Consider the following 20,929-nt stretch of genomic DNA (forward strand, 5'->3'; position numbering starts at 1 on the left):
ACCATGACTGCTACTGAAACCCACGTGCCCGCGCCCAAGGCGCCCACCACCGTGGAACACGTCCTGACCCTTGACTGCCCGGAAGGGCCCGGCATTGTCCACGCCGTGTCCGGCTTCCTGCTGGATCACGGCTGCGACATCATCGACAACAAGCAGTTCGGTGAACGCTCTGAAGGGCACTTCTTCATGCGCGTGCACTTCGCCTCCGAAGGCGACGATTCCACGCTGGACGTTTTGCGGAACTCCTTCGCCCCCGTGGCGGAGAAATTCGGCATGCGCTGGCAGCTGGAACGCCAGGGCTCCAAGCGCAAGGTGCTGATCATGGTGTCCAAGTTCGGGCACTGCCTCAACGACCTGCTGTTCCGTGCCCGCATCGGCGAACTGCCCGTGGACGTGGTGGCTGTTGTGTCCAACCACCGGGACCACCAGGCCCTGGTGGAGTGGCACGGCATCCCGTTCCACCACATCCCGGTCACTGCCGCCACCAAGCCCGCAGCGGAAGCCGAGCTGATGGAACTGGTGGACGGGCTCGACGTCGAACTGGTGGTGCTGGCCCGCTACATGCAGGTGCTCAGCGACGACCTGACCCGGCAACTGGACGGCCGGGCCATCAACATCCACCACTCGTTCCTGCCCAGCTTCAAGGGCGCCAAGCCCTACCACCAGGCGTACGCACGCGGCGTCAAGACCGTTGGCGCCACCGCGCACTACGTCAACGCAGAGCTGGACGAGGGGCCCATCATCTCCCAGCAGGTGGTGGACGTGGACCACACCTACGGCCCCGAGGACCTGGTGGCCGCGGGCCGCGACACCGAATGCAAGGCCCTCTCCAACGCAGTGAAGTGGCACTGCGAAGGCCGGGTCATCCTGCAGGGCAACCGCACCGTGGTGCTCCGCTAGCACGGGCCTGCGCCGCTGCCGGGACTGGAACCGCCTCATAGGCGTCCCGGTCGGCGCCTGAGCGGACATCTTTACAGCTGAAGCGCGGCTGGTTGCCCTGACGGGTGGCCGGCCGCGCTTTATGCCGTGCTCTGGCACCGACCACAGCCGTTGTGTACGATCGTACGCATGACCGATTATTTCGCGGGTGATCCGCGCACCAACCGCGAGCGGATGCTGGCCGGGGACCTTTATATCGCCGATGACCCGGACAACGCCAAGGCATTTCACCGTGCCCTGAAGCTGCAGGCCCGGTACACGGCGGCCTACATCGAAGACCCGGAATCCGCGCGGCCCGTGCTGGCGGAACTGTTGGGTTCCGTGGGGGACAACGTGGATGTCCGGCCGCCGATCACCGTGGACTACGGCAGCTACATCACCGTGGGTGAAGGCACCTTCATCAACTCCAACCTGACGGCACTGGACGTCGCCGCAATCACCATCGGACGCGACTGCCAGATCGGCCCCAACGTGCAGCTGCTGACCCCCACCCACCCGCTCGAAGCCAAGCCGCGCCGGGACAAGCTCGAAGCGGCCAAGCCCATCACCATCGGGGACAACGTCTGGCTGGGCGGCGGTGCCATCGTCCTGCCCGGCGTGACCATCGGGGAGAACACCGTGATCGGTGCAGGGGCCGTGGTCACCAAGGACATCCCCGCCAACGTGGTGGCCGTGGGAAACCCTGCCCGGGTAGTCAAGGACCTGCCGTGAGGGTATTCCGGTGGCAGTGACCCAGCGCCGTTTCGACCCGGAACGGCGCGACCGCATCATCTCAGCAGCCCTGGACGTTATTGCCGAAGCCGGAGTGGCCGGGGCCTCCCACCGCAAAATCGCCGCCTGGGCAGACGTGCCGCTGGGCTCCATGACCTACCACTTCACCGGCATGGAAGAGGTGCTGCGCGAAGCCTTCACCCGCTTCGCCGCCACCATCGCCGTCCGCTTCGAAGCCCGCATGGCGCAGGCAACCACCTTCGACGAGGCCCGCGCCGCCGTGGTTGACCTGATCCACGAGGACCTCACCGGCTCAGCCCGCGAACTGGTCCTCACCCAGGAGCTGTACACCCTGGCGGCCCGCGAACCGCTCTACCGGGAGATCACCCACGCCTGGATGAAGCAGAGCCGCGACGCGCTGGTCCGGCACTTCGACCCCGCCACGTGCCGGATGCTGGACGCCCTGATTGAAGGCTTGTCCCTCCACGCCGCGCTGGACATCGAGGAACACCATCGCACTGCCACGGCCGAGGCGGTGGCCCGCATCACCACGCCCGCCGCGCCGCACCACTGACGCAGCAGCACACCACTGCCGTAATGCCCCCAGAAAGGCCGCCCCATGGCTTCCTCCGAAAGCCCACCTCCTTCCGAAGGCCCTGCTTCCTCCGGGAAAGATGCCCGTCCCGGCAGCACAGCACTCCCGGAAGCACGGCTCCGCCGGGCACGCATCGGCGTAGCACTGCTGTTCCTGACCAACGGCGCCCTGTTCGCCAACCTCCTGCCGCGCTACCCGGCCATCATGGATGAACTGCACCTCTCCAATGCGCAGTTCGGTATGGCGGTGGCCGCCTTTCCGCTGGGCGCCCTGGTGGCGGGCCTGGGCGCCGCCGCGCTGATCCGGCGCTTCGGAAGCGCAGCCGTGGCGGTACTCGGCACGGTGCTGACCGGCGCCGGTGTGCTGGCGGCCGGTGTGGCACCATCTTGGGCGTTACTGGCCTGTGCGCTCTTTGCCGCGGGGGCGGCGGATGCCATCACGGACGTGGCCCAGAATTCGCACGGGCTCAGGGTGCAGCGGCTGTACGGCCGGTCCATCCTGAACTCGTTCCACGCGGTGTGGAGCATCGGCGCCGTCCTGGGCGGACTCATGGGCGCGGGTGCCATCCTGGCCGGGTTGTCCCGGGGGCTCCACCTCGGCCTGTCCTGCCTGGTCTTCGCCGCGGTGGCACTTGCTGCCTCGAGGCTGCTCCTGCCGGGCCATGATCCCGCGGCCGCAGCGCAAGAAGCCCAGGCCACAGGGACGGCGAAAACCACGGGACGGCCACCGCTAAAGATCTGGGCAATCCTGGCGGCATTGGTGCTGATTGCCGTTTCGGGCAGCCTGGTGGAGGACGCGGGCAGCACGTGGGCCGCTGTGTACCTGTCCGGTTCCCTCGGGGCTGCCGCCTCGCTCGCGGCGCTGGGTTATGTTTCGCTGACCGGCGCACAATTCGTCGGCCGGCTGGTGGGCGACCGGCTGGTGGACCGTTTCGGCCAGCGTGCCGTGGCCCGCTGCGGCGGCGTGATCGTCCTGGCAGGAATGGGCTGTGCCCTGGCCTGGCCCACAGTCCCCGGAACCATTGCCGGGTTCGCCGCCGCAGGCCTGGGTGTGGCCACCCTGGTCCCGGCTGCCATGCATACCGCAGATGAGCTGCCCGGGCTGCGGCACGGCACCGGACTGACGCTGGTCAGCTGGCTGATGCGCCTGGGATTCCTCTGCTCACCGCCCGTCGTGGGGCTCATTGCCGACGCCACCAGCGTGCGCACCGGCCTTTTGGTGGTGCCGCTCGCCGGGGTCCTGGTCCTCCTCCTCGCCCAGGTGCTCCCGCCACGGCGGGGCGTGCTCCACTTGCCAAAGCAGCCCCGCCCCGGGGATCAGGCCTCCGTTGCCGGGGACCCGTCGTCGTCCGCTTCTTCAACCTCGAGCAGCAGCGCGGTGCCCTGATACGCCGGCAGGTCGATGAAGAAGCTGTGCAGGTCATCCACCTGGCCCACGGTTTCGCCGCTGAAGAGGTCGCGCACGCTGGCACCCGGCGGAAGGTGGGTGGACCGGACGCTGCCGGAGATGTCCTGGCCGGAGAAGTTGAGCACGGTGATTTCGACGGCACCGCCGGCCAGCCCGTTCACCAGGACCAGCAGCCCGCGGTGCGAAACGTCCGGCACGTCCAGGAGCGTTCCGGTGGCGATGCCGTGCTCCTCCCGCACCGCCAGGATCCGCTGGAGCCTGCGGGCAAAGGAGTTTTCGTTGTCGAGCTGTTCCGGGAGCGGCCCGTAGAGGCTGCGGGCGCGGGGCATTCCGGAGGATGAGGCCGTGGCGTCCGGGCTGGTGCCCATGATGTCGTGCGCGCCGCGGTTGATCCAGCGGGTGTCGCCCTGCGCGATCAGCTCCCCAACGGTGCCGCGGTCCAGCACCGAAATCCCGGTCAAATCCCAGCCGGACAGTGCGAAGACGCCCGGCTGCAGCGCGTTGTACATGGACAGCAGGATGTGGGCGTCCAGAACCTGCACCTCCTGCTCCGGCGTCAGCGCATCCGGATCCTGGATCCCCAGCGTGGCCATGATGAAGCTGACAGTGGTGCAGGCGATCCCGTTCATGGTGAACACGGAGTTGTAGGGGGCGTTTTCGCCTGTGAGCCGCTCCCGCATGGTCTGCTGGACGTGCTCGGCGATCTGGGCCCCGGTCATTTCCTGGCCGCCGAGCTCGAAGACGTCGTCCCGGTGGCCCGCGGCGAAGTGCATGAGTTCGTAGGTGAGCTCGTCGTGGTTCTGCAGGGCATGGACCAGGGAGGCCTGGTCCACCCCGATCTCCTTGGACAGACGGAGCGTCAGCCGCAGGAACTCCGTATCCCCGGTCACCAGCGCGAAGTGGTACGCGGGCCGGGTGATGAAGTCGTAGGAAAGGTCCGGGCCGGATTCGGAGGTGGCCTTGATGTCGTCGATGGTCAGGTTCAGTTCCTGGAAGGAGAACCCGCCCACCTTGCGGATCATGGAGCCGATGAGCTGGTTGGCGGCCTCGGACAGCGGGTGCCCCTCAGACCAGCCCGGCTCCTCCTCGGCGCTCTTCTCCACGCCCAGGAACCCGTTGGCATCGAGCCGGAGGGCGCCGGTGCCGAGGTCCACCAGCGAATGCAGCGCATCGCCCACCACCAGGCGCATGCCGGCGAACGTGGGGTCCAGCCAGTTGATGGACGGCTGGCCGGCTTTGAAGTAGTGGAGGTAGACCCAGCGGCGGGTCTTGCCGGTGGTGTCCACGATGGCCCGGGTGGCACTCCAGTTGGTTTCCTTCACGCCGGGTTCGTAGAAGATCACCCGCTGCAGGCGGCCGATGATGTAGCCGGCCTTCTGCAGGGCCTGTTCCGCGTCCGGGCTGAGGTTCACCGAGTCCTTGCCCTCGGGGACGTCCGGCAGCAGGTGCCAGTCCTCCTCGGGGATGTCCACCATGTGGTAGATGCCGGGGTAGTCCCGGAAGTTCATTTCGGCGAGGCGGAAATCGGCGCCCTTCCCGGTGTGGCCCGGGACGATGTCGTCGATGATGGTGCCGCCGTGCTCCGCGGCCACCTCGCACATCCGCCGGAATTCATCCTCGTCGCCGAACACCGGATCGATGCCCATGCTGATCCGGTCGAAGTGGCCGTCCACGCTGGGGGTCTGCATCCATCCGCTGATGCCGCCGGCCAGCTTGACCGGGCCGGTGTGGATGGCGCGGATGCCGATGTTCCGGAACGCCTCCCACATTCCCTCGTCCCCCAGGGCGGACAGGAAGGACTGGCCGGGCTGGGTGATGAAGGACAGGGGATAGGCGGTGAACCACACGGGGGCGCGTTCGACGGCGGCCCGCGGGTTGGGGTGCGCGTAGGAATTCTGCCACATGCTGGCCTGGCCCGAGAGCTGCCGGGCGAGCGTGTTGGCGTCCCCGAGCATCGCCTGGTTCCGCAGCCATTCGACATAGGCGGCGTTGCGTCCGTCGAACTCAAAGGACGGCCGGGTGGCAAGGTACTGGCGGCGCCGGGCGATGGGCCTCAGGGCCTTGGGGCGCGCCGGGTAGAACTGTTCGTCGTAACTGATCTCCGCGTCGGCTGCCTGCTCGGTGGCAGCGGCCGTCTCCTGGCCTTCTTCGACGTCGAGGGCATCTGCTTCAAAAATCCCCTCGCTGGTGGTCGGTTCGCTCATGGTTCCTCTTTCCGAAGGTTACTTCCATGGCCCGGAGGCGAAGCCCCGGGACACCTTGCGCACGAATTCACCGTACCCCGGCGGGCAAGGGCTATTCGCGGAACCGCGGCGGTGCGGCAGTAAAGGACTGTCATACGCACCGCTGCGCTCACGGACAAGAACCGGTCGCTGGCGGACAAACGGCCGCCTGATCCCCGCTGCGAAGCTGGATTCCTCAACAACTTCCCCGCTCATGACCGTGAGAAGGACCCTTATGAGTATTTCGAATTCCGAACCCCGGACCACTGACGCTCCGGCCAGGGAGCATTCCACCGCCCTCCGCGCCGGAAGCGTCGGAGTGATGGGCATTCTCTTCTTTGTCCTGTCTGCCCAGGCGCCGCTGACCGGCATCGTGGGCGCCTCACCGCTCGCGGCAGCCCTCGGCAACGGCGCCGGCGCCCCGGGCGCCTACCTGATTGTCGGCGTCGTGATTGTCATCTTCGCGGTGGGCTTCGTAGCCATGAGCCGCAGGATCCAGGCCAACGGCGCCTTCTATGCCTATGTGACGGCCGCGTTCGGCCGGAGAACCGGTGCGGGTGCGGCCTGGCTGGCCCTGCTGGCCTACAACACCATCCAGGCGGCCATGTACGGGCTGTACGGTGCGGCCTTCTCGGGGCTCCTCGCCTCCGCGGGCCTTGACGTTCCGTGGTGGCTGCTGGCACTGGCCACCATGGCCGGCGTCCAGGTGCTCGGGTCCCTGAATATCGAACTCGGCGCCCGCATCCTGGCCCTGCTGGTAGGCCTCGAAGTGGCGGTGCTGCTGCTGTTCGGCTTCACCGTGCTCTTCTACGGCGGCGGCCCGGAGGGCATCAGCGTTGCGGCATCCTTCTCGCCCCAGGCCATCGGGGCCGGCGCCCCCGGGGTGGCCATCATGTTTGCTGTGGCGTCCATGTTCGGGTTCGAATCCACTGCCATCTACTCGGCGGAAGCCAAGGACCCGCACCGCACAGTGGCACGGGCCACCTACCTTTCCGTGGGTGTCATTTCGGTGTTCTTTTCCTTCATCTCCTGGATGCTGGTCAGCTACTACGGGCCCTCCAGGGTGATGGACGCCGCCGGGGCAGCCCTGGAATCGGGAGATGCCACCTCCTTCGTGCTCGGCCCGATGGTGGAACTCTTCGGTCCGTGGGCGGGGACCGTCACGGGCATCCTGCTGGTGACGTCGCTGCTGGCCGGGACCATCGCCTTCCACAACGGCATCAACCGCTACCTGCACTCGTTGGCGCTCCGCGGTTCCATGCCCGCCCGGGTGGCCCGGACCAACCGGCACCGTGCACCCGCTGTCGCCGCCTGGATCCAGACTGCCGCCGCCGTCGTCCTGGTAATGCCGTTCGCGGCACTCGCCCTGGACCCCGTCCTCACCCTGTTCTCCTGGTTCAGCGGGCTGGCCGTGGCGGCGCTGCTGGTGCTGTACATGCTGTGCTCCGTGGCCGTCGTCGGCTTCTTCCGCCGCGAATCCGCCGGAGCCGGGCTGTGGCAGACGCTGATCGCCCCTGCGCTCGCCTCCGTCCTGCTCGCGTGGGTCCTCTACCTGGTGGTCAGCAACTTCACCGCCCTGATCGGCGGCAGTGGGGAGACAGCCGCGGCCCTGCTGGCGGCCGTCCCCGTGGTCTTCGTGGCGGGGGTGCTGGTGGAAGCCAGGGTGCAGCGCCACCTTGACGGTGCCGGGCGCGGAACGGCAGAGCCGGACCCGCGGCTCAGCTGAGTGTTGCCCGGCCGGCCGCAGGACCCGGCGGCAGCGGATTGGCCCGGTGCGCAGCTAGCGTCTCGCGCCGGGCCAGCAGGTGCGCGGCGCAGAACAGCCCTGCCACGGCGACAGCTGCCACCCATGCAGCCTCCGAGCCGGACGGCCAGGTGCCGGCCAGCCCCAGGAAGGCCGGAACGGTGGCGGTAACGGGGCTGGCCAGCACCAGGGACCACCCGATAAACGGGTCCATCCGCCTCCGGCCCAGTGCCAGGGAACCGAACAGGGAGCCCCATAGCCCGGCCCAGGCCAGCCACAGGACCGCGAGCAGGGGATCGGTGCCGAGCCAGGCCGCGGCCAGGAGCAGCCCCAGTCCGGCCACCATGCCGCAGAACCAGCCCAGCCCCTTCGATCCCAGGTGCAGCAGGGCGTCCAGCCCCACGTAGACGTAGGTCAGTCCGAACAGGAACATGCCGGCCACCGTCAGCAGCGGCGCCGCGCCACCCGCCAGGGACATGAGGCCGAGCAGCAGCTGGAGGGACCCCACCACCAGGTTCAGGATGGCGGCATCCCGCCACGGCAGCCGTTTCAGGGTGGCCAGGCCGTTGACCAGCAGGACGGCGCCGGAGAGCAGGAGGCACAGGTGCGCCATGTCAGGCCGCCTGTGAGCCGCGGTGACGACCGGCATTAGATATCGCTGAATGGAATTTCGTTGTCACAATACGGAGATTAGCTGAGAAGGTGGGTTTCGTTTGGCGGGCGGCAGTCGCAATCGGTTAGGTTGAAACGTAAACCTCTTGGGACAGCGCCGCCTCCGGTGTGCCGTCCCGCGTCCGGCCACGGTAAGGAAAACATCATGGATGCTCGGCTCGAGGCCATCAGGGACACCGTCCTGGCCAGGAACCCCGGCGAAGCGGAATTCCACCAGGCTGTGGTGGAAGTCTTCGAAAGCCTGGGGCCCGTTCATGACAGGCACCCCGAGTTCCTTGAAGCCGCCATCCTGGAACGGCTGTGCGAGCCCGAGCGGCAGATCATCTTCCGCGTCCCGTGGACCGACGACGCCGGACGCGTCCAGATCAACCGCGGCTTCCGGGTGGAATTCAACTCAGCGCTGGGGCCGTACAAGGGCGGCCTGCGGTTCCACCCCTCGGTGTACCTGGGCATCGTCAAGTTCCTGGGTTTTGAACAGATCTTCAAGAACGCCCTCACCGGCATGCCCATCGGCGGCGGTAAGGGCGGCTCCGACTTCGATCCCCGGGGCCGCAGCGACGCCGAGGTCATGCGCTTCTGCCAGTCGTTCATGACCGAGCTTTACCGCCACATCGGCGAATACACCGACGTCCCGGCCGGCGACATCGGCGTGGGCGGCCGCGAAATCGGCTACCTTTTCGGCCAGTACAAGCGCATCACCAACCGCTACGAGTCCGGCGTCCTCACCGGCAAGGGCATCTCCTGGGGCGGCTCGCTTGTCCGCCCCGAAGCTACCGGGTTCGGTACGGTCATCTTCACGCAGGAGATGCTGAAGACCCGCGGATCCTCCTTCGACGGCCAGCGCGTGGTGGTTTCCGGTTCCGGCAATGTGGCCATCAACGCGATCGCCAAGGCGCAATCGCTGGGTGCCACAGTGGTGGCCTGCTCCGATTCGTCCGGCTACGTGGTGGACGAGGCGGGCATCGACGTCGCACTTCTTCGCGAGGTGAAGGAAGTGGAGCGCGGCCGCCTGAAGGACTATGCGGAACGCCGCGGCGGTGTCACCTATGTGGACGGCGGCTCCGTGTGGGACGTCGACGCCACGGTGGCGCTGCCCTGCGCCACGCAGAACGAGCTCGACGGCGATGCTGCCGCCCGCCTGGTGCGCGGCGGCCTCCTGGCGGTCGGCGAAGGCGCCAACATGCCCTCCACCCGCGACGCCGTTGCGGTGTTCCAGGACGCCGGGCTGCTGTTTGGCCCCGGCAAGGCTGCCAACGCGGGCGGGGTGGCCACCTCGGCTTTGGAAATGCAGCAAAACGCCAGCCGGGATTCGTGGTCCTTCGAGCACACCGAGGAACGGCTGACGGAGATCATGGTGGGCATCCACCACCGCTGCGCGTCCACCGCCGACGAGTATGGCCAGCCGGGCAACTATGTGCTGGGCGCCAACATCGGCGGCTTCGTTAAAGTGGCCGATGCCATGCTGGCCCAGGGCCTGATCTGACCGGGGCTGCACCAGGGCTGCACCGGGGCGCCGCTCCGTGATGCCGCACCCGGCCGCTGCACCCGGCGTCCGTCCCCGGCTGCTGCTTCTAACTGCCGCGGCGCCAGTCCGACGGCGGCACGCCAAACGCATCCCGGAACGTGCGGCTGAAGTGTGCCGCGTCCAGGAAACCCCACCGGGCGGCCACGGCGCCGACCGGCAGCCCGGCGTGCAGCGGGTCCCGGAGGTCGCGGCGGGCGCCTTCGAGCCGCTGCGTCCGGATCCAGCTGGCCACCGTGGTGCCGGACTCGTGGAATACGTTGTGCAGGTGCCGGGTGGAAATGAAATGCGCCGCGGCGATGCTGGCCGGCGAGAGCAGGGGGTCCGACAGGTTCGCGTCAATGTACTCCCGCACCGCCACCGCCAGCATTGCCTGCGGCCTCATCCGGTCCGGGGAGATGTCCATCTCGGCGTGCAGCATGGTGGACACCAGGTCCAGGGCGTTCGCCGCCAGCCTCGAGCCGCTGGGCCCGTTGAGGACGTCCAGGTTCCCTGACAGCTGCCGGATGAACTGCCCCACGATGCCGCTGAGGCCGCCATCGCCGGCCATCCGCACTGCCGCCAGCTGCCCCACGTAATCCGTGGGCAGGGCGAGGGCGTCGCACGGGAACATCACCACCAGGATCCGTGTGGTGTCCTCGAAGGCCAGGGTGTAGGGCCGGTTGGTGTCGTAAATGGCGAGGTCGCCGGGGCGGAGGACCGCCTCCCGGTTGTCCTGGATCAGCAGGCCGGTGCCTTCGAGCTGCAGATTCAGTTTGAAGTACCGCTCGTGGGCCCGGGCAATGAGCGCCGGCGTGCGGTGGACTTCGTGGGATGTGGCCGTGACCTCCACGATGGACATCCGGTCCAGGACCCTGGAACGCAGCTGTCCGCGGAAACCCTCAACGTCTGCCGTCTCCGCCGCCAACGGCACGAAGGACTCGGCCACCAGATGCTTCCAGTGGTCGAACGATGAGGCAATGCTGGCGGTGAGGGCCTGGCTTGCGGGGACCGTAGCCCGGACGGGTGCTGGCATGGCTGCTCCTGACGAGTGGTCACTCGGACGTTCCCCCGGGACTGTGTCGTGGAACACAGTGACAACAGGTTAGGGTCCCTGGAATTTTTTTTCAACACTTGGCGAAAAAAGGCGACGGCGGCACTTTGCCGCGTGCCGTCGTCGTCCGTCCCCTGAGCGCGGCTTGGGCCGGAGGCCACCGCCGCCCATGCGCGGCGCGAAGACCCGGGCCGGGTGTTCTCCGACGCGCTGGTCCTTACCGCAACCGTGGCAAGCTTCGCCGGCGTGGGCCTCATCCTCGTCGATGCGTCCACGGCGGAGGGCTCCGCCAAAGATGCCATCGTGGCCCTCGGCAGCATCGCCCTGTCCTGGTTCCTGGCGCACACCCTCTTCACCCTGCGGTACGCCTCGATCTTCTAACGGGACCGGGGCGGGATCGATTTCAGCGGGGAGGAATCCCCGCTACAGGGATTTTGCGTACCGGGCCTTCACGGTGGGCATGACCTTCCAGGTTTCGGTCACGAGCCTCAAAACGCGGGCGATCCGCGGTACGGTCCTTCGGCAGGCACTGCTGTCCTACCTCCTGGGAACCATCGTGCTGGCCACCACCATCAACCTGGTCTCGGGCCTCGTCCGCTAGGCGGAGCCAGGTGCATGCCCCGGACATGCGAATGGGTGCAGTCCCCCTGAGGGGGCTGCACCCATTGCTATACCGGGAGCCGGCCTGGGACTAATCCTTCTTGAAGGCGTCCTTGACCTTTTCGCCGGCCTGCTTCAGGTCAGCTTTGGCCTGATCGGTCTTGCCCTCGGCCTTCAGGCTTTCATCGCCTGAAGCGTGGCCTGCAGCTTCCTTGCCCTTGCCGCCAAGCTTTTCCGCGGCGTTGTCAATCTTGTCGTCCAAACCCATGAGATGCTCCTTGCGTTCGTACCCGCCCCGGGAAGTCCCGGAACCTGACCCTCAATACTAAGCATGCTTTTAGTTTCCTGCGTCCCATTCCCGGCGGGTTTAAGGCAAACTCACAGGATTAGGGTAGGGGCCCTTGCGGTGTCCCGGCTGCGGCACTGTCTGGCTGCGTTTTCCGGCGCTGCCGGGGGCGGCTGTGGCGCGGTTCAGCAGCGCAGCAGGGCCAGATAGCCTTCCAGCTGCGCGGCGTGGCCGAACTCCATGCGGTCCGGCGGGGCGAGTGCGGCCTCGATCTGGGCGCCGAGCAGCATGTTCAGGAGCTGGCGGGCCAGGAGGGAATCGTCGACGGCGGCACGCACGTCGCCGCTCTTACGCGCCTCCGCGAGGTAGCGCCGGATGGTCTCCACCCATTCCTCCATGGACTGCCGGTGGATTTCCGCCTTCCCGGAATCGGTGACCGCCTTCTGCCAGAACGGGATCACGATGCGGGCCTCGTTGACACGTTCCTCGTCCAGCGGGAGGACCTCGAGGCAGAAAGCCTGGAGGGCGTCGAGGCCGGACCTGCCCCCGGTGACTTCCGCAATGCGACGGTTGGTCCGGTTGAACACGTGCCCGAAGGCGAACTCCAGGAGTGTGTCCTTGGTGGGGAAATAGGGTTTCAGGGCTCCGTTCGCGAAGCCGGCCTCCAGTGCGATTTCCCGCATGGTGGCGCCTTCCATGCCCTGCCTGGCGATGATCCGCCAGGTGGCATCCACCAACTCCAGGCGCCGCTCGTCGTGGTCAACAATCTTCGGCACCGCGGCCCACTCCCGGAAATTTTTTGGCTCGGACTCTTGTGGGCCATGTTACGGACGTTTATTCTCTACAACTATAGAAAATAAACCATCGGCGGCCGGCGACGGCCCGATCAAAGGTTTCCCATGACTCTCACCCCCACTGAAACCACCACGGCATCGGCCTCTGCATCTGCCTATGGGCCGGTCACGGCAGCGGAGATCCTTGAAGTCCGTTCCATCCTCCAGGCCAACGGGCTCTTTGGCCCACAGCACCGCATCGCCTACCTGGGGCTGCTGGATCCGGCGCGCGGCACGGACCCGCGTGGCGCGGACCCACGCGGTGACGCCGGCACAGTGAACCGCCGGTTCCGTACCTTCATCCACGATGTCTCCGGCGCTGCGCCGCGCGACGTCGTGGTCTCCGTGACGCAGCGGACGGTGGAAACCGCCGTCGAACTCGACACCGCGGTGACCGGCGAACTGCCGGTCCTCGAAGAGGAGTTCGAGGTGGTGGAGTCGCTGCTTGCCACCGACGGACGCTGGCTGCAAGCCCTGGCGGACCGAAACCTGGACGTCAGGAAGGTCCGGGTGGCACCACTCTCCGCCGGCGTCTTCGAGTACCCGGAGGAAAAGGGCCGGCGCATCCTGCGCGGGCTGGCGTTCGTCCAGGAGTTCCCGGAGGACAGCGCCTGGGCCCACCCGGTGGACGGGCTGGTGGCGTACGTGGACGTGGTCAGCCAGGAGGTCACCCGGGTGATCGACCTCGGTGCCGTTCCCGTCCCGGCCGAACACGGCAACTACACCGACCCCGAACTGACCGGCCCCATCCGCGAAACCCAGAAGCCCATCAGCATCACCCAGCCGGAGGGGCCCAGCTTCACCGTCACAGGCGGCAACCACGTGGAATGGGAAAAATGGAGCCTGGATGTGGGGTTCGATTCCCGCGAAGGCGTGGTCCTGCACAACCTGGCCTTCCAGGACGGTGACCGGAAGCGGCCCATCATCAACCGGGGCTCCATCGCCGAGATGGTGGTGCCGTACGGCGACCCGTCCCCCATCCGGTCCTGGCAGAACTACTTCGACACCGGTGAGTACCTGGTGGGCCAGTACGCCAACTCACTGGAACTGGGCTGCGACTGCCTGGGCGAGATCACCTACCTGAGCCCGGCCATCAGCGATGCGTTCGGCAACCCCCGGGAAATCCGCAACGGCATCTGCATGCACGAGGAGGACTGGAGCATCCTCGCCAAGCACTCCGACCTCTGGAGCGGGATCACCTACACCCGCCGCAACCGCCGCCTGGTGATCTCCTTCTTCACCACCATCGGCAACTACGATTACGGCTTCTACTGGTACCTCTACCTGGACGGCACCATCGAGTTCGAAGCCAAGGCCACCGGCGTCGTCTTCACGTCGGCGTTTCCGGAGGGCGGCTCGGACAACATTTCCCAGCTTGCCCCCGGCCTGGGCGCGCCGTTCCACCAGCATCTCTTCAGCGCCAGGCTGGACATGGCCATCGACGGATTCACCAACAGGGTGGAGGAAGAAGACGTCATCCGGCAGGCCATGGGCGAGGGGAATGAACGCGGCAACGCCTTCTCCCGGAAGCGCACGGTGCTCACCCGGGAGTCCGACGGCGTCCGGGAAGCCGATGCACGGGCCGGCCGCACCTGGATCATCTCCAACCCCGAATCCCGCAACCGGCTGGGCGAGCCGGTCGGCTACAAGCTCCACTCGCAGAACCAGCCCACGCTGCTGGCCGATCCGGACTCCTCCATTGCCCGCCGTGCGGCGTTCGCCACCAAGGACCTGTGGGTCACCCGCTACGCGGACGAGGAGCGGTACCCCACCGGGGATTTCGTGAACCAGCACGGCGGCGGAGCAGGCTTGCCCGGGTACGTGGCGCAGGACCGGGATATCGACGGCCAGGACATCGTGGTGTGGCATACCTTCGGCCTGACCCACTTCCCGCGGGTGGAGGACTGGCCCATCATGCCCGTGGATACCGTGGGGTTCAAGCTCCGCCCCGAGGGCTTCTTCGACAGGAGCCCCGTCCTGGACGTTCCCGCGAACCCGAACCAGCAGGCGTCCTTCTGCCACAGCGGGGGCGGCAGCGGTGGGTGCCACTAGCCTGGCCCCCGCCGCGCCGGGCGGCGCAGCCACGCGGACGACGCCGGGCGGACGGGTCCGCGCCCAGGGTCCCGTCCTGCACCGGCGCCTCTGCGCGGTGGTCACCGCAGTGTCCTGCGCTGCGCACCTGTGGCTGGCTGTCCCGGGGCACCACGGACCCTGGCTGGGTTTCCTTATGCTTGCCCTCGCAGCTGCCTGCCTTCCCTGCACCGTGCACATCTGGCGGCACAGCCGGGTGGGGCCCCTGCACCAGGTGGCGGCGTCCGCCGTGGCGATGGTGGCCGTGCACGCTGCCCTGCTGCTGGGCACGGCCGGCGCGGTGCACGCCCACGGGGGAGGGCCGGCGTCGTCCGCCGTTTCCCTGCCCGCGGCGGAGGACAGCCTGCAGCTGCTGCTGGTCATCGCCCTCGAACTCACCACCGCGCTGCTCGCCACAACGCTGGTGGCGCGGCTCCGTACTGCACGCCGGCCTGGCTGAGCCGCCCGGCGTCACGCAGGGCACGCTTTTGGCCTTCCCGGGCCCGGTACTCCGCGCAAAACCGGGCGTCCGTCGTCGGGTGCCCGCCGAAAGGATGCTGCGCGTGACGCGGGCAGGTCCCGCGAACTACTTCTCGTCCGGCCCCAGGTCCGGGGCGGCCACGAAGCGGACCTCCCGGGTGGTGCTGCCCTGCAGTTCCAGGACGGCGAGCTCATTGGCGCCCTCGCGGATCAGCGGGCCGGGCACGTACAGGGTGCGCTGCGGCCCGCGGCTCCAGTAGCGGCCCAGGTTGAAGCCGTTGATAAAGGCGTTGCCCTTGGTCCAGCCGTCCAAGCGGAGGAACCTGTCGCCCGGACCCTCGGCCTCGAAGGTGGCAAAGGAGACAGCGGGGCCAGCAACTCCGGTCTCGCCGGGCTGTTCGGCGGGAAGTTCCACTGCAGCGGCACGGAACGCCGCCAGCGAAGACAAGTCCACCGGCCGGACGCTCCAGTCCCGCACTTCCACACCGTCCAGCAGTGCCGGACCGGTCAGGCCCTTCGCCTCCCCGATCCGCGGCCCGTAGTTGACCCGGCCCTGGTCCTCCACGAGGACCTGCAGTACGCCGCCGCGAGGGAGGACGATGGAGCGCTCGCCGAGCTCCCGGCTTAGCGTCCCGAGGGGAAAGCCGTTCAGGAAGAACTGCGCGCGGTCGCGGATTTCGCTGAAGGTGAGGACGCCGCCGTCGTCCAGCCACCTTTCGTAGAGGAAGAAGCCGCGGTACTGGCCGGTGGTTTCACTCGGCGGCACGGAACCGGGGACGGCCACGGCGGGGAAGGCCGCGGCGACGTCCAGGAGCGGGGCACTCGACGTTACCGGCACGGCCGACGCCGGAACAGCGGCCCGGCGCTCCGGCACCTCCGCGGGAACCGGGAAGTGCTTGGCGATGACGTCCCGGAACGCGAAGTACTTCTCCGTGGGGTGGCCGTCCTCGGTGAGCGGCGCGTCGTAGTCGTAGGAGGTGATGGTGGGTTCGTAGATGCCTTTGTCGTTGGCACCGTTGGTGAAGCCAAAGTTGGTGCCGCCGTGGAACATGTAGATGTTCACCGACGCACCGGCGGCCAGCAGGGCGTCCAGTTCCGCAGCCGAGGCGGCGGCATCGGTGGTGTGGTGGTGGGTGCCCCAGTTGTCGAACCAGCCGTTCCAGAACTCCGCGCACATCAGCGGCCCGTCCGGCTGCCGCTCCCGCAGGAAAGCCAGCCGCTCATCCGCGCGCGAACCGAACGTGCCGGTCTTGTGCAGTCCGGGCAGCGAGCCGTCCTCGATCATGGTCCCGAACGGCTGGTCGCAGGTGAACAGGGGAACCTCGACGCCGCCGCGCTTGGCCGTATCCACGAGGTGCTGCAGGTAGGCCTTGTCCGAGCCGTACGCGCCGTATTCGTTTTCGATCTGGAACAGGATCACCGGACCGCCGCGGGTGACCTGGCGCTCCACCACGATGGGCAGCAACTGGTCCATGAACCCGTCCACGGCCGCCAGGTAGCCGGGCTCGCTGCTGCGCACGCCAATGCCCGGCTCGGTGAACAGCCACGCCGGCAGGCCGCCGTTATCCCACTCCGCGCAGATATACGGCCCGGGCCGGACGATCGCCTGCATGCCCTCGGCTGCCACCAGGTCCAGGAAGCGGCCAAGGTCTAGGCCGCCGCCGGTCCGGAAGCTGCCGGGCGTGGGGGAGTGCTCGTTCCATGGCACGTACGTCTCGATGGTGTTCAGGCCCATGAGGCGCGCCTTGCGGATCCGGTCCGCCCACAGGTCCGGGTGGACGCGGAAGTAGTGGATGGCGCCGGAGAGGATGCGGAACGGTTCTCCGTCCAGGAGGAAGTCGCGGCTGCCGATGGAAAAGGTATGCACGGTGGATCCCAAATCAGTTGGCGGTGCGGAGGGCGGCGGTGTAGGCGTAGGAGGTGTTGCTCCAGATGACAAAGAGCAGTGGTGCGGGCGCCAGGGCAATGCCGAGGACGGGCTGGAGGACGGCAGCGGAGGCGATGATGCCGAGCAGCACCAGCGCGGCGAGGCTGAGGTACCAGCGTTGGACGGTGAGGTAGAGGGCTGCCTTGAGCAGGTTCTTGAGGCCTGTTCCGGGCAGGAGTACGACGCCGGCGATCGCCATCACGGTCACGGTCACCGTTGCGGCGGCAGCCACGAGGATCACGGGGACCAGCAGGGCCGCCGCCGGCATCGACTGGACGATCACCAGGTCCACGCCGAGGAACAGCAGGATGGCGACGGCTGCGAGCCCGAGCGGGGCGGTCTTTCGGAAGCTGCGGCGGTAACCGCGGAGGTAGGCGGCGACGGGTTTTACCGCGGCGCCGTCGTCGTGCAGGGCCTTGAAGGTGGTGAAGAGTCCGGCGAGGGAGGGCGGGATGGTGATGGTGAGGGCGAGGAAGAAGGGCCACGCGGCGGCGGGGTCTGCCACCAGGGCCAGGCACAGCACCAGCGGTGCGTTCGCGAGGGCCATCAGTACGTTTCCGGCGAGGAAGGTGTAGATGAAGCCGAAGATGTTCCCGAAGGCCTCGAAGCCGGGGCTGGGGATACGCCCGGCCAGGCCGCGTTGCCGGGGGTGTTGGCCTGTGTTCGGTGAGTGCCGGGTGGGGTGCTGTGCCACGGTGGTCATCCTTTCATGCCGCTCGTGGCGATGCCCTGGATGAAGTAGCGCTGGCCGATGAGGAAGATCGCGAGGATGGGGATCACCGAGATCACGGAGCCGGTCATGATCATGGCGTATTCGGCGTCGAACTGGCCCACGAAGGAGCGCAGGCCGAGTTGGACGGTCCAGAGCCGGTTGGAGGTGAGGTAGATGAACGGGCCCATGTAGTCGTTCCAGGTGTTCACGAACGTCAGCAGGGCAAGGCTGGCAAGTGCGGGTTTGGACAGGGGGAGGATGACGCGGGCCCAGATGCCGTATTCGCTGAGGCCGTCGATGCGGGCGGCTTCGCAGAGTTCGTCCGGGATGGTCATGTAGTACTGGCGCATGAGGAACACGCCGAACGCGCCGAAGGCCTGGAGCAGGATGAGGGCGTTGAAGCTGTTGGTGAGGCCAAGGTTCTGCATCATGATGTACTGCGGGACCATGTAAGCCTGCCAGGGCACGGCGATGGTGCCGATGTAGGCCAGGAACAGTACGTCGCGGCCGGGGAAGCGGACCTTGGAGAAGCCGTAGGCGGCCAGGGAACCGGTGAGGACCTGCAGGCAGGTGATGATCACGGCGAGGTAGAGGGAGTTCTGGAGGTAGCCCATCATGGGGATGCGGGTCCAGATGTCGGTGTAGTTGCTCCACACGAACTCGGTGGGGATCCATTGGATGGGGACGGTGAGGACCTGGTTGTTTTCCTTCAGTGAGGAGGAGACCATCCAGATGAACGGCACCATCAACGCCGCCACGAGGACCACGAGGGCGGCGTAGATGACGAGGTCGGTGGTGCGTTTTTTCTGCTCGCGAGGAGAGCGGCGGCGTTCGGTTCGGCGGTCCTCTTCCGCGCTGTTCGGGGGAAGCCCGGTTCCCAGGAGCCGGGACTCGGCCTTGAGGTCTTCGGCCATGTTGGTCATCAGCGTTCCCTCCGCTGTTGGATCTTGAATTGGAGCACGGTGACGGTCAGCACGATGAGGAACAGCACGAGGGAGATGGCCGAGGAGTAGCCGAATTTTCCTTCGCCGATGCCTTCCTGGTAGATGAGCTGGGACAGCACGGTGGTGGAGCGGCCGGGGCCGCCGTTGGTCATGACGACGATGAGGTCGAAGACTTTGAAGCTGGAGACGGTCAGCATGACGACGACGAAGAACGTGGTGGGGCGCAGGGAGGGGATAGTGACATTCCAGAAGCGTTGCCAGGCGGAGGCGCCGTCGACTTCGGCGGCTTCGTAGAGTTCGGCGGGGATGGCCTGGAGGCCGGCGAGGTAGAGGACCATGTAGTAGCCCATGTCGCGCCAGACGCTGGTGATGATGACCGCGGGCAGGGCCCAGTCGGAGCTGGAGGTCCAGCCCGGCGGGTTGGCGATGCCGATGGTGGTGAGGAACTGGTTGATGGGGCCGTTGTCGGGGCTGAAGAGCATGTTCCAGACCACGGCCACTGCTACCAGTGAGGTGATGTACGGGAAGAAGATGGCGACGCGGAAGAAGCCGATGCCTTTGAGTTTGCGGTTCAGGAGCATCGCCAGGAGCAGGGCCAGGGCCATGGTGAGGGGGACATGGCCGATGGCGTAGACCACTGTGTTGCGCAACGCGATCCAGAAGGAGTCAGACGCGAACATTCGCTGGAAGTTGGCCAGTCCCACCCACTTCGGAGCGGTGAAGGAGGTCCACTCCATGAAGGACAGCGCGAACGCGGCCAGGACCGGGATGAGGGTGAAGGCCAGGAACCCCAGGAAATTCGGCAGGATAAACGTCCAGCCAATCAGGGTGTTGCGCCGGGCCTGCTTCCGGTTGCCCCGGCTGTGGACAGCCGGGGCAACCGTCGAAGGAATAGTTTCAGTGCTCATGGCTGCCTGTTACTGGCCCAGGACTTCGCTTTTGACGCGCTTGCCCATCTCGGCAACCCCGTCGGACACCGAGCGCTCACCCACCATGATCAGATCGTGCTCCTGGTTGAGGACCTTGTCCGTGGCGGCAGACTTGTCACTGACCGGCATTTCCAGGGCAACCTTGTCCGGGGTGAAGGCCTTCTTGGACAGCTCGTCCGTGGGCATGCCGGCAAGCTTGAAGTACTCGGCGGTGATGGCGTCGTTCTGCAGGGCCGGCACAACGCCGATCTTCGAGATGGCCTTGGCGCCCTCCTCACCGGCGGCCCACTCGATGAACTTCTTGGCTGCGTCCGAGTGCGCGGCGTTCTTGTTGACGGCGAACGCGGTGGGCGAACCGAAAGTGGTGACCTTGCCGTCGTCGTTCTTCTGCGGCATCGGAGCCAGGCCCCAGTCCACCGTGGACTTGCCGTCCTTCTTGGCCTGCAGGATGCCGGCGATGTACCAGGTACCCATGGGCATCATGGCTGCCTGGCCGGTCTCGAACATGGTGCGGTAGCTGGTCTTCTGGCTCTTTGCGGTGCCGAAGTCCAGGGTGGCACCGCTCTTCTGCAGGTCCAGGGCAGTGTTGTACTGGTCCTCGAAGAAGCCGTAGTCGCCGCTGTTCTGGTCAGCGTCATCCTGGGCGGCCGCGATGGCCTGCACCACGGAGCGCCAGATGTGGTGGTAGGTACCGTAGACCTTCTTGCCGCCGGCCTCGGTGGTGAGCTTCTTGGCCAGTGCGGTGTACTCGTCCCAGGTCAGGTCAGCGGGGTTCTCCACGCCTGCGGCCTTGAGCAGGTCCTTGTTGTAGTAGAGGAGCCAGAAGTCCTGCCGGTAGGGGGCGGCGTAGTACTTGCCGCCGATGTCGAAGGCGTCCAGGCCCGCGAGGTTGTCCTTGCCAACGGTGTCCACCACGCCGTTGATTTCCTGCAGCTGGCCGTTGTTGGCGTAACGGGCGTAGTCGATGACGTTCTTCATGGTGAGGACGTCGGTGGTGTCTCCACCGGCCAGCATGGTGGTGACCTTCTGCGGGTAGTCATCGGCGAGGATGTCCACGGGCTCGATGTCGATGTCCGGGTTGGCTGCTTCGTAGCTGTCGAAGAGGGCTTTGAACTCCGGGGTGCCTTCGTAGTTCCATACCGAAACGGTCAGGCGGGTCTTGCCTTCCTGGCCTTGGGGTTCGGCCGGTCCGGCGGCGCCGGCACAACCGGACAGGCCCAGGCCTGCGGTTACTGCCAGTGCGATGGCGGCGAGGGTGGTGCGCTTCATTGCGTGCTCCTTACTGGGTTTTTGGTCTGCCGCA

At 67.0% G+C, this 20,929-nt stretch carries 20 protein-coding genes; 10 read left to right on the forward strand and 10 right to left on the reverse strand.

Annotated features, from left to right (window positions below; all coding sequences use genetic code 11):
- Positions 1-3 precede the first annotated feature (3 nt).
- The 4 genes from purU (at position 4) to OVA06_RS00620 (ending at position 3,631) form a co-directional block, all read left to right on the forward strand.
- Entirely contained in the window at positions 4-900 is an 897-nt protein-coding gene (gene purU, locus OVA06_RS00605; RefSeq protein WP_056081264.1) for a formyltetrahydrofolate deformylase, read from the forward strand.
- A 168-nt stretch (positions 901-1,068) separates the two neighbouring features.
- Positions 1,069-1,650, forward strand: coding sequence for a sugar O-acetyltransferase (locus OVA06_RS00610; RefSeq protein ID WP_268155539.1), 582 nt, complete (start codon positions 1,069-1,071; stop codon positions 1,648-1,650).
- A 10-nt stretch (positions 1,651-1,660) separates the two neighbouring features.
- Positions 1,661-2,224, forward strand: coding sequence for a TetR/AcrR family transcriptional regulator (locus tag OVA06_RS00615; protein WP_268155541.1), 564 nt, complete (start codon positions 1,661-1,663; stop codon positions 2,222-2,224).
- A 45-nt stretch (positions 2,225-2,269) separates the two neighbouring features.
- Positions 2,270-3,631, forward strand: a complete 1,362-nt coding sequence (locus tag OVA06_RS00620; protein ID WP_268155543.1) for an MFS transporter — start codon at positions 2,270-2,272, stop codon at positions 3,629-3,631.
- On the opposite strand, the gene treS is transcribed toward OVA06_RS00620, so the two are convergent.
- Positions 3,562-5,856 carry a maltose alpha-D-glucosyltransferase gene (gene treS, locus OVA06_RS00625; RefSeq protein ID WP_268155545.1) on the reverse strand — a complete coding sequence of 765 codons (2,295 nt, stop codon included), beginning with the start codon at positions 5,854-5,856 and terminating at the stop codon, positions 3,562-3,564. The genes OVA06_RS00620 and treS overlap by 70 nt on opposite strands.
- Before the next feature lie 253 nt (positions 5,857-6,109).
- On the opposite strand from treS, the gene OVA06_RS00630 reads away from it, so the two are divergent.
- A complete protein-coding gene (locus OVA06_RS00630; RefSeq protein ID WP_268155547.1) occupies positions 6,110-7,600 on the forward strand; it encodes an APC family permease in 1,491 nt (496 codons plus the stop codon).
- On the opposite strand, the gene OVA06_RS00635 is transcribed toward OVA06_RS00630, so the two are convergent.
- A complete protein-coding gene (locus tag OVA06_RS00635) occupies positions 7,593-8,231 on the reverse strand; it encodes an AmiS/UreI family transporter (RefSeq protein WP_268155549.1) in 639 nt (212 codons plus the stop codon). The genes OVA06_RS00630 and OVA06_RS00635 overlap by 8 nt on opposite strands.
- A 204-nt stretch (positions 8,232-8,435) precedes the next feature.
- Here OVA06_RS00635 and gdhA point away from each other — a divergent pair, with 204 nt between their 5' ends.
- Positions 8,436-9,773, forward strand: a complete 1,338-nt coding sequence (gene gdhA, locus OVA06_RS00640; protein ID WP_056081241.1) for an NADP-specific glutamate dehydrogenase — start codon at positions 8,436-8,438, stop codon at positions 9,771-9,773.
- An 88-nt stretch (positions 9,774-9,861) separates the two neighbouring features.
- Here the strand turns inward: gdhA and OVA06_RS00645 are convergent, their stop codons facing one another.
- Positions 9,862-10,827, reverse strand: a complete 966-nt coding sequence (locus OVA06_RS00645) for a helix-turn-helix domain-containing protein (RefSeq protein WP_268155551.1) — start codon at positions 10,825-10,827, stop codon at positions 9,862-9,864.
- A gap of 213 nt (positions 10,828-11,040) precedes the next feature.
- Here OVA06_RS00645 and OVA06_RS00650 point away from each other — a divergent pair, with 213 nt between their 5' ends.
- Together OVA06_RS00650 and OVA06_RS00655 are read left to right on the forward strand one after the other, a co-directional pair.
- Positions 11,041-11,226 carry a DUF1345 domain-containing protein gene (locus OVA06_RS00650; protein WP_268155553.1) on the forward strand — a complete coding sequence of 62 codons (186 nt, stop codon included), beginning with the start codon at positions 11,041-11,043 and terminating at the stop codon, positions 11,224-11,226.
- Positions 11,227-11,305: 79 nt separating this feature from the next.
- Positions 11,306-11,446: a DUF1345 domain-containing protein gene (locus OVA06_RS00655; RefSeq protein ID WP_268155555.1), complete on the forward strand. Its 141-nt coding sequence runs from the start codon at positions 11,306-11,308 to the stop codon at positions 11,444-11,446.
- Positions 11,447-11,536: 90 nt separating this feature from the next.
- On the opposite strand, the gene OVA06_RS00660 is transcribed toward OVA06_RS00655, so the two are convergent.
- On the reverse strand, positions 11,537-11,713 hold the full coding sequence (locus tag OVA06_RS00660; RefSeq protein ID WP_045730732.1) for a CsbD family protein: 177 nt from the start codon (positions 11,711-11,713) through the stop codon (positions 11,537-11,539).
- Positions 11,714-11,916: 203 nt separating this feature from the next.
- On the reverse strand, positions 11,917-12,507 hold the full coding sequence (locus tag OVA06_RS00665; protein ID WP_056081236.1) for a TetR/AcrR family transcriptional regulator: 591 nt from the start codon (positions 12,505-12,507) through the stop codon (positions 11,917-11,919).
- Positions 12,508-12,630: 123 nt separating this feature from the next.
- Here OVA06_RS00665 and OVA06_RS00670 point away from each other — a divergent pair, with 123 nt between their 5' ends.
- Together OVA06_RS00670 and OVA06_RS00675 are read left to right on the forward strand one after the other, a co-directional pair.
- A complete protein-coding gene (locus tag OVA06_RS00670) occupies positions 12,631-14,616 on the forward strand; it encodes a primary-amine oxidase (RefSeq protein WP_268155560.1) in 1,986 nt (661 codons plus the stop codon).
- A complete protein-coding gene (locus OVA06_RS00675) occupies positions 14,603-15,094 on the forward strand; it encodes a hypothetical protein (RefSeq protein WP_082497413.1) in 492 nt (163 codons plus the stop codon). Before OVA06_RS00670 ends, OVA06_RS00675 begins: the two co-directional genes overlap by 14 nt.
- Positions 15,095-15,220: 126 nt before the next feature.
- On the opposite strand, the gene OVA06_RS00680 is transcribed toward OVA06_RS00675, so the two are convergent.
- Genes OVA06_RS00680 through OVA06_RS00700 form a run of 5 tightly spaced genes read right to left on the reverse strand, consistent with a single transcriptional unit; the run spans position 15,221 to position 20,895 of the window.
- Positions 15,221-16,981, reverse strand: a complete 1,761-nt coding sequence (locus OVA06_RS00680; RefSeq protein ID WP_056081703.1) for a glycoside hydrolase family 35 protein — start codon at positions 16,979-16,981, stop codon at positions 15,221-15,223.
- Between the two features lie 13 nt (positions 16,982-16,994).
- Entirely contained in the window at positions 16,995-17,744 is a 750-nt protein-coding gene (locus tag OVA06_RS00685) for a DUF624 domain-containing protein (RefSeq protein WP_056081228.1), read from the reverse strand.
- Positions 17,741-18,676: a carbohydrate ABC transporter permease gene (locus OVA06_RS00690; protein WP_156368406.1), complete on the reverse strand. Its 936-nt coding sequence runs from the start codon at positions 18,674-18,676 to the stop codon at positions 17,741-17,743. Before OVA06_RS00690 ends, OVA06_RS00685 begins: the two co-directional genes overlap by 4 nt.
- The gene (locus OVA06_RS00695) at positions 18,676-19,605 is read right to left on the reverse strand and encodes a carbohydrate ABC transporter permease (protein ID WP_056081225.1); all 930 of its coding nucleotides are present in this window, start codon (positions 19,603-19,605) and stop codon (positions 18,676-18,678) included. Before OVA06_RS00695 ends, OVA06_RS00690 begins: the two co-directional genes overlap by 1 nt.
- Positions 19,606-19,614: 9 nt before the next feature.
- Positions 19,615-20,895: an ABC transporter substrate-binding protein gene (locus OVA06_RS00700; RefSeq protein ID WP_056081221.1), complete on the reverse strand. Its 1,281-nt coding sequence runs from the start codon at positions 20,893-20,895 to the stop codon at positions 19,615-19,617.
- Positions 20,896-20,929: the final 34 nt, after the last annotated feature.

Origin of the sequence: Pseudarthrobacter sp. SL88 (genome assembly GCF_026672455.1) — a bacterium.
In the GTDB taxonomy this organism is placed as follows: domain Bacteria; phylum Actinomycetota; class Actinomycetes; order Actinomycetales; family Micrococcaceae; genus Arthrobacter.

Coding starts and splice junctions, on each gene's coding strand:
- OVA06_RS00700 (WP_056081221.1), bottom strand. CDS start 20,895: ATGAAGCGCACCACCCTCGCCGCCATCGCACTGGCAGTAACCGCAGGC.
- OVA06_RS00660 (WP_045730732.1), bottom strand. CDS start 11,713: ATGGGTTTGGACGACAAGATTGACAACGCCGCGGAAAAGCTTGGCGGC.
- OVA06_RS00695 (WP_056081225.1), bottom strand. CDS start 19,605: ATGAGCACTGAAACTATTCCTTCGACGGTTGCCCCGGCTGTCCACAGC.
- treS (WP_268155545.1), bottom strand. CDS start 5,856: ATGAGCGAACCGACCACCAGCGAGGGGATTTTTGAAGCAGATGCCCTC.
- OVA06_RS00670 (WP_268155560.1), top strand. CDS start 12,631: ATGACTCTCACCCCCACTGAAACCACCACGGCATCGGCCTCTGCATCT.
- OVA06_RS00655 (WP_268155555.1), top strand. CDS start 11,306: ATGACCTTCCAGGTTTCGGTCACGAGCCTCAAAACGCGGGCGATCCGC.
- OVA06_RS00630 (WP_268155547.1), top strand. CDS start 6,110: ATGAGTATTTCGAATTCCGAACCCCGGACCACTGACGCTCCGGCCAGG.
- OVA06_RS00610 (WP_268155539.1), top strand. CDS start 1,069: ATGACCGATTATTTCGCGGGTGATCCGCGCACCAACCGCGAGCGGATG.
- OVA06_RS00645 (WP_268155551.1), bottom strand. CDS start 10,827: ATGCCAGCACCCGTCCGGGCTACGGTCCCCGCAAGCCAGGCCCTCACC.
- OVA06_RS00685 (WP_056081228.1), bottom strand. CDS start 17,744: ATGACCACCGTGGCACAGCACCCCACCCGGCACTCACCGAACACAGGC.
- purU (WP_056081264.1), top strand. CDS start 4: ATGACTGCTACTGAAACCCACGTGCCCGCGCCCAAGGCGCCCACCACC.
- OVA06_RS00635 (WP_268155549.1), bottom strand. CDS start 8,231: ATGGCGCACCTGTGCCTCCTGCTCTCCGGCGCCGTCCTGCTGGTCAAC.
- gdhA (WP_056081241.1), top strand. CDS start 8,436: ATGGATGCTCGGCTCGAGGCCATCAGGGACACCGTCCTGGCCAGGAAC.
- OVA06_RS00620 (WP_268155543.1), top strand. CDS start 2,270: ATGGCTTCCTCCGAAAGCCCACCTCCTTCCGAAGGCCCTGCTTCCTCC.
- OVA06_RS00690 (WP_156368406.1), bottom strand. CDS start 18,676: ATGACCAACATGGCCGAAGACCTCAAGGCCGAGTCCCGGCTCCTGGGA.